7 protein-coding genes are annotated in these 5,502 nt (G+C 55.8%); all 7 read right to left on the minus strand.

Translation table 11 applies throughout. From position 1 onward, the window contains the following. Positions 1-139 precede the first annotated feature (139 nt). Positions 140-784: a DUF502 domain-containing protein gene (locus ABWP27_RS11925; protein WP_353157082.1), complete on the minus strand. Its 645-nt coding sequence runs from the start codon at positions 782-784 to the stop codon at positions 140-142. Between the two features lie 50 nt (positions 785-834). Further along, the gene (locus tag ABWP27_RS11930; protein WP_353157085.1) at positions 835-1,158 is read right to left on the minus strand and encodes an FmdB family zinc ribbon protein; all 324 of its coding nucleotides are present in this window, start codon (positions 1,156-1,158) and stop codon (positions 835-837) included. A gap of 105 nt (positions 1,159-1,263) precedes the next feature. Continuing rightward, entirely contained in the window at positions 1,264-1,548 is a 285-nt protein-coding gene (locus ABWP27_RS11935) for a putative quinol monooxygenase (RefSeq protein ID WP_353157087.1), read from the minus strand. 27 nt (positions 1,549-1,575) lie between these two features. Continuing rightward, positions 1,576-2,649: an ABC transporter substrate-binding protein gene (locus tag ABWP27_RS11940; RefSeq protein ID WP_353157090.1), complete on the minus strand. Its 1,074-nt coding sequence runs from the start codon at positions 2,647-2,649 to the stop codon at positions 1,576-1,578. Between the two features lie 20 nt (positions 2,650-2,669). After that, a complete protein-coding gene (locus tag ABWP27_RS11945; protein WP_353157093.1) occupies positions 2,670-3,446 on the minus strand; it encodes an ABC transporter permease in 777 nt (258 codons plus the stop codon). Continuing rightward, positions 3,439-4,377, minus strand: coding sequence for an ABC transporter permease (locus tag ABWP27_RS11950; protein ID WP_353157095.1), 939 nt, complete (start codon positions 4,375-4,377; stop codon positions 3,439-3,441). The genes ABWP27_RS11945 and ABWP27_RS11950 overlap by 8 nt, the downstream gene beginning before the upstream one ends. Further along, positions 4,370-5,470, minus strand: coding sequence for an ABC transporter ATP-binding protein (locus tag ABWP27_RS11955; protein ID WP_353157098.1), 1,101 nt, complete (start codon positions 5,468-5,470; stop codon positions 4,370-4,372). Before ABWP27_RS11955 ends, ABWP27_RS11950 begins: the two co-directional genes overlap by 8 nt. Between the last annotated feature and the right edge of the window lie 32 nt (positions 5,471-5,502).

Here is a 5,502-nt window from a genome sequence, read left to right on the forward strand (position 1 = left end):
ACCCAGCCGCACAGGCTGACGGTTTGGTCGAGCAGCGCTTCGGAAGTGAGGCCGCAGTATTGGGTTCGCATAGACATATTCAATTTCCAGTTTCAGGTTCTGTGTTGTCGACCGCTTGAAAATACACGATCAATATTATTTACTGCGGGTGATCCGAATGCACTTTCTTCGGATCGATGAGTTGCGATTTATCAAAATGTTCCGGCGTCACCACACCCATGGAAACGATGTATTTCAGCGCCTCATCGACGTTCATGTCGAGCTCTATCGTATCCGCGCGCGGCACCATCAGAAAAAAGCCGGAGGTCGGATTCGGCGTCGTCGGCACATAGACGCTGACGTAATCGCCGGTCAGGTGGTTGCGCACATCGCCGCCCGGCACGCCGGTCATGAAGGCGATCGTCCACGAACCCTGACGCGGATACTGCACCAGCAGCGCCTTGCGGAAGGCATTGCCCGACGATGAAAACAGGGTGTCGGATACCTGCTTGACGCTGGAGTAAATCGTATTGAAAACCGGAATCCGCTGCAACGCCGCTTCCCACAAGGCAACCACGCGGTTGCCGATGAAATTGCGTGTCGCCAGGCCGGTCAGGAAAATGATCAGCAGCGTCAGGATAGTGCCGAGGCCGGGAATCGCGAAGCCGATGACCGCTTCCGGCCGCCAGCGTGCTGGCAGCAGCAACAGCGATTGATCCATCGTGCCGACGATGAGATTCAGCACCCACAGGGTAATGGCGAGCGGAACAAGGATCAGCAAGCCGGTAACGAAATATTTGCGCATGATGTTCTACCGTAAAAATCGTGCCGCATGGTTGCGGCGCGATGTATTCGTCAAGAATCGGATTTCGCACCCGAAGAAACGGCAGGTGCTGCCGCAGGAGTTGACGTTGCCGGTGCAGCGACTGCGGACGCGGCAACCGGTGCATCGCTGCTCGCCGTACTCGATACAGCCGGCGCGGTCGTACCGCCCTGTCCACCGCGAAAATCGGTTACATACCAACCGGTGCCCTTGAGTTGAAACCCTGCTGCAGTCAGTTGTTTTTTAAACGTCGGCTTGCTGCATTGAGGACACTCGGTCAACACTGGATCGGATATTTTTTGCAACGCATCTTTGGCAAAACCACAGGCTTCACAACGGTACGCATAAATCGGCATGACAAATTCCCGCAAAAATCTTACAAAACCCTGAATTATAAAGGTTTTCTACGCAGATTTAATCAGGACTTGCAGCCGAGGCGCCAGTCGGATGCCGCTTTTACCTTAAAAGGCATCCATCAACAGGAAAGTACCCGCCTGGCGCTGGTAACTATCGATCAGTGGAACCAGGCGGCGGAAGTGTTCCGTCTGGCAATGTGCATCCAAAGCTTGTCGATCCGGCCACTCTTCAATGAAAACGAAATGACCGGGATCTTTCTGGTCGATGTAAAGATTGTACGAAATGCAATCTTTCTCCAGCCGTGTTTTTTCGACCAACTCTTCGTACAAGGGTCGTACCGTGGCGATGCATTCAGGCCGGATAAAATCCTGCGCAATCACTTTCAGCATGCGTCGTCCTCATGCTGCGACAGCGGCTTACTTGGCACGAATTTCCGTCCACAGACGATTAAGCGCGCGGCGTTGCTTGCTGTTCAAATCCTTCAGCATTTCCAGTTTGGCGGCGGCCGCCTGATCCGGGAAGATTGCGGTATTTTTCGATACTTCCGGTTTGATGAAGGCCAGCGATGCGCTGTTCGGGCTGCCGGTACCGATCAGGTTACTCAGCTCGGCGCCGTTCTTGCCATCCAGGATGAAGTTGATGAACTGGTGCGCCAGATCGGCACGCGGCGCATCTTTGGGAATCACCAGGCTATCCAGCGACAGCGTTGCACCTTCCTTCGGCAAGGCATGGCGGATGCGGAATTTGCGACCAGCCTTTTGCGCATCCAGATCGGCCTGAAAAATATCGTTGGAGTAACCGTGCGCCAGCCAGATATCACCCACCGTCAAACCCTTGATGTAGCTGGTGCCGTTGAATGCGGCCCAGTAAGGCTTGGCTTTCAGAATCACGTTCTTTGCTTCCTGCCAGTGTTTTTCATCGGTGTCGTTGACTGAATAGCCGAGATATTTCATCGCTGCCGCCATCAACTCATTGGCCGAATCCAGCACCGTGACCTTGCCTTTGATCTTGGCCAGAATGGCCGGATCGAAAATCGCGGCCCAGCTATCGACCGTCACACCCGCTTCCTTGAGCTTTTGCTCGTTATAGCCGAGTAGCGTCACCGTGTATGCATACGGCACCGAGTACTGATTGCCCTTGTCGAAATCCGTATCCATATAACGCGGATTCAAATTCTTCAGGTTGGGCAATTGCTTCTTGTCCAGCGGCTGCAGTGCCTTCTGCTTGATCAGCGATTGCAGCGCATTTCCGGTCGGCACCAGCAAATCGTAACCTTTGGCGCCGGCGGCCAGCTTGGCCAGCATTTCCTCGTTATCGCCGTAGTAGCTTTGCACCAGCTGGCATTTGCAGGAAGCCTCGAAACGTTGCACCGTTTCTGCCGCAATGTAATTGTTCCAGTTGTACAGATGCAGCTTGTTTTGTGCCTGCGCAGAGCTCGTGGCAGAAACGGCGATCAACAATAGCGCGGCAAAAGAGAATAATTTTTTCATGGCGAATCCGGAGAAAAGAATCAGGAACGAAATGCGTTAGGCGACAGTTTGGACGCAATCACAATCAGAAGCAAAGTCAGCGCCATCAACAGCGTGGAAACGGCATTCACTTCCGGCGTGACCGCAATCTTGATCATCGAATAAATCTGCAAGGGCAGCGTTTGCGTATTCGCACCGGCAGTAAAGAAAGTAATCACGAAGTCATCGATAGACAAGGTGAATGCCATCAATGCGCCTGCCACCACGCCCGGCATGATCAGCGGCAAGGTTACGCGCCGGAACGCCTGCCACGGCGTAGCGCCGCAATCGCGCGCCGCTTCGGTCAGGCTTTCATCCATGCCGCTCAATCGCGAACGTACCACAATCGCGACGAAACCGAGGCTGAAGGCAATGTGCGCCAGCGTTACCGACAGCATGCCCAGCGTCAGATTCAGCATCACGAAGAAAATCAGCAGCGACACGCCAACCAGGATTTCCGGAATCGCAATCGGCGTCAGCACCAGTATCTGCAGCGCGCGTATTTTGTATCGATGCAAGGCAAAGCCCGCCATCGTTCCCAGCACCGTGGACACCGCACTCGAGACCAGCGCGATGATCAGCGAATTGCCGGCCGCGCGCAGCATTTCTTCATCGGCAAACAGGATGCGATACCAATCCAGCGTAAAGCCGACCCACTCCGCATTCAGGCGCGAATCGTTGAACGAGTACATGACCACGATCGCCAGCGGCACATACAGGAATGCATAAACCAGCACTGCCGCCAGCGTCAGCCAGAGCGATTGTCTGAACTTAGGCATGCGTTCTCCTGCGCGGTCTTGCCAGCAAGGCTGCAAAGCCGGCTGCCGCCAGGGCCGCCACCGTCAGCATGATGGACAGCACGCTGCCGAACGGCCAGTCGCGCGAATCGAGGAATTGCTGCTTGATCACGTTACCGATCATGATGCCGCCGGTGCCGCCGAGAATATCGGATACCGCAAAAATCCCCAGCGCCGGAATGAAGACCAGGGCTGCACCGGCATATACGCCGGGCAGCGATAGCGGAAACGTCACGCGCCAGAATCGCTGCCACGCACCTGCACCCAAATCCTGTGCGGCATCCAGCAAGGCCGGATCGTGCTTTTCCAGATTCGCATACAGCGGCAGCACCATGAAAGGCAGATGCACATAGACCAGGCCGACGATAACCGCAAACGCGCTATACAACAGGCTGACAGGCTCGATGCCAAACACGCCCAGCACCATATTCACACCGCGCGTCAAAGCCGATTGCGGCCCCAGCAAAATCATCCACGCATAAATGCGGATCAGGAAGTTGCTCCAGAACGGCAGGATCACCAGCAGCACCAGCAGGTTGCGCCATTTCTTCGGGCTGCGTGCAATCAGCAGCGCCAGCGGATATGCCATCAGCAAACAGACCAGCGTCGTGATGATCGCGAACAGCAGCGACTTCAGGAAAATCGCGGTGTAGACAAAATCGGAGAAAAACGGCGTGAAACTTTCCAGCGTCAGATCCAGCGCGCCGCTGTCGTCGAACAAGGGTGCGAGTCCGCCGTAATCGCCCGGATAACGAAATGCGGCAAACGCCATGATCAGTGTCGGCACGGCGAAGAAGAAAATCAGGTACAGCAGCGGCGGTCCGCTGATCAGCCAGCGCGCCAGCCCTGTCTTCTGCGACGGCTTGCCATGCACCAGATTGCCGTTCAACGATTTGTTCACGACCTCAGACATAGCCCGTTTCAGGTAAAAAATGACCGGCATCGACGCGCCATGCGACATCGACAGTATCGCCGACCTCATAGAAACGCGGTCGTCCGATGGCGGAGTTGGCGAGCAGCGTTTCTATGCGCACACCGCCTTCCGTCTCGACGATGTACACAGTCACGCCGCCCATGTAGAGCAGCTCCTTGACGTAACCGTCGAAGTGATTTTCATCCGGCACGCCGCGCACGATTTCGGCGCTGACCTGGATTTTTTCCGGACGCAAGGCAATCGTGCCCTTGCTGCCGACCTGCACACCGGCAACCGTCAGCGCCTTTACTGCACCCATGCCGGGCACGTCCAGCAACATCATGTCGCCGGCTATGTGCGTCACGGTGCCGTCGAACAGATTGCAGGTGCCGATAAAGTCCGCGACAAAACGACTGCGCGGATAGCTGTAAATTCGTGTGGGCTCATCCAGTTGCTCGACATTGCCCCTGTTCATGACGGCGATGCGATGCGATAACGCCAGCGCTTCGGCCTGATCATGCGTCACGTAGACAAAGGTAATGCCGACTTCCTTCTGCAGATTGATCAGTTCGATCTGCATCTGCTCGCGCAATTGCGCATCCAGCGCCGACAGCGGTTCATCCAGCAACAGTAATTTGGGACGCGTGACGAGTGCACGCGCAATCGATACGCGTTGGCGCTGACCGCCGGATAATTCGTGCGGATAGCGATTGGCAAAACCACTCAGGCGCACGTCTTCCAGCGCGTCATCGACTTTCTGCTTGATTTCGGATTTCGGCGTGTTCGCCATTTCCAGCGGAAACGCGATATTGCCTGCCACCGTCATGTGCGGGAACAAGGCGTAATTCTGGAATACGGTACGCACCGCGCGCTGCTCAGGCGGCACGCCGGTCAGGTCAACGCCATCCAGAAGAATTTGCCCCGCATCCGGCTCATCGAAGCCGGCAATCATGCGCAACAGCGTCGTCTTGCCGCAGCCGGAAGGGCCCAACAAAGTGAAGAACTCGCCAGCCTCAATCGAAAGACTGATGTTGTCGACTACGGTGTTTTCGCCGAAACGGCGAGTGAGATTGCGAATTTCAAGGAGCGCCATCTTGTCCTGGGCCGAGAGGGATTACAGGGAAT

The organism is Herminiimonas fonticola (genome assembly GCF_040395855.1).
Taxonomy (GTDB): Bacteria; Pseudomonadota; Gammaproteobacteria; order Burkholderiales; family Burkholderiaceae_D; genus Oxalicibacterium; species Oxalicibacterium fonticola_A.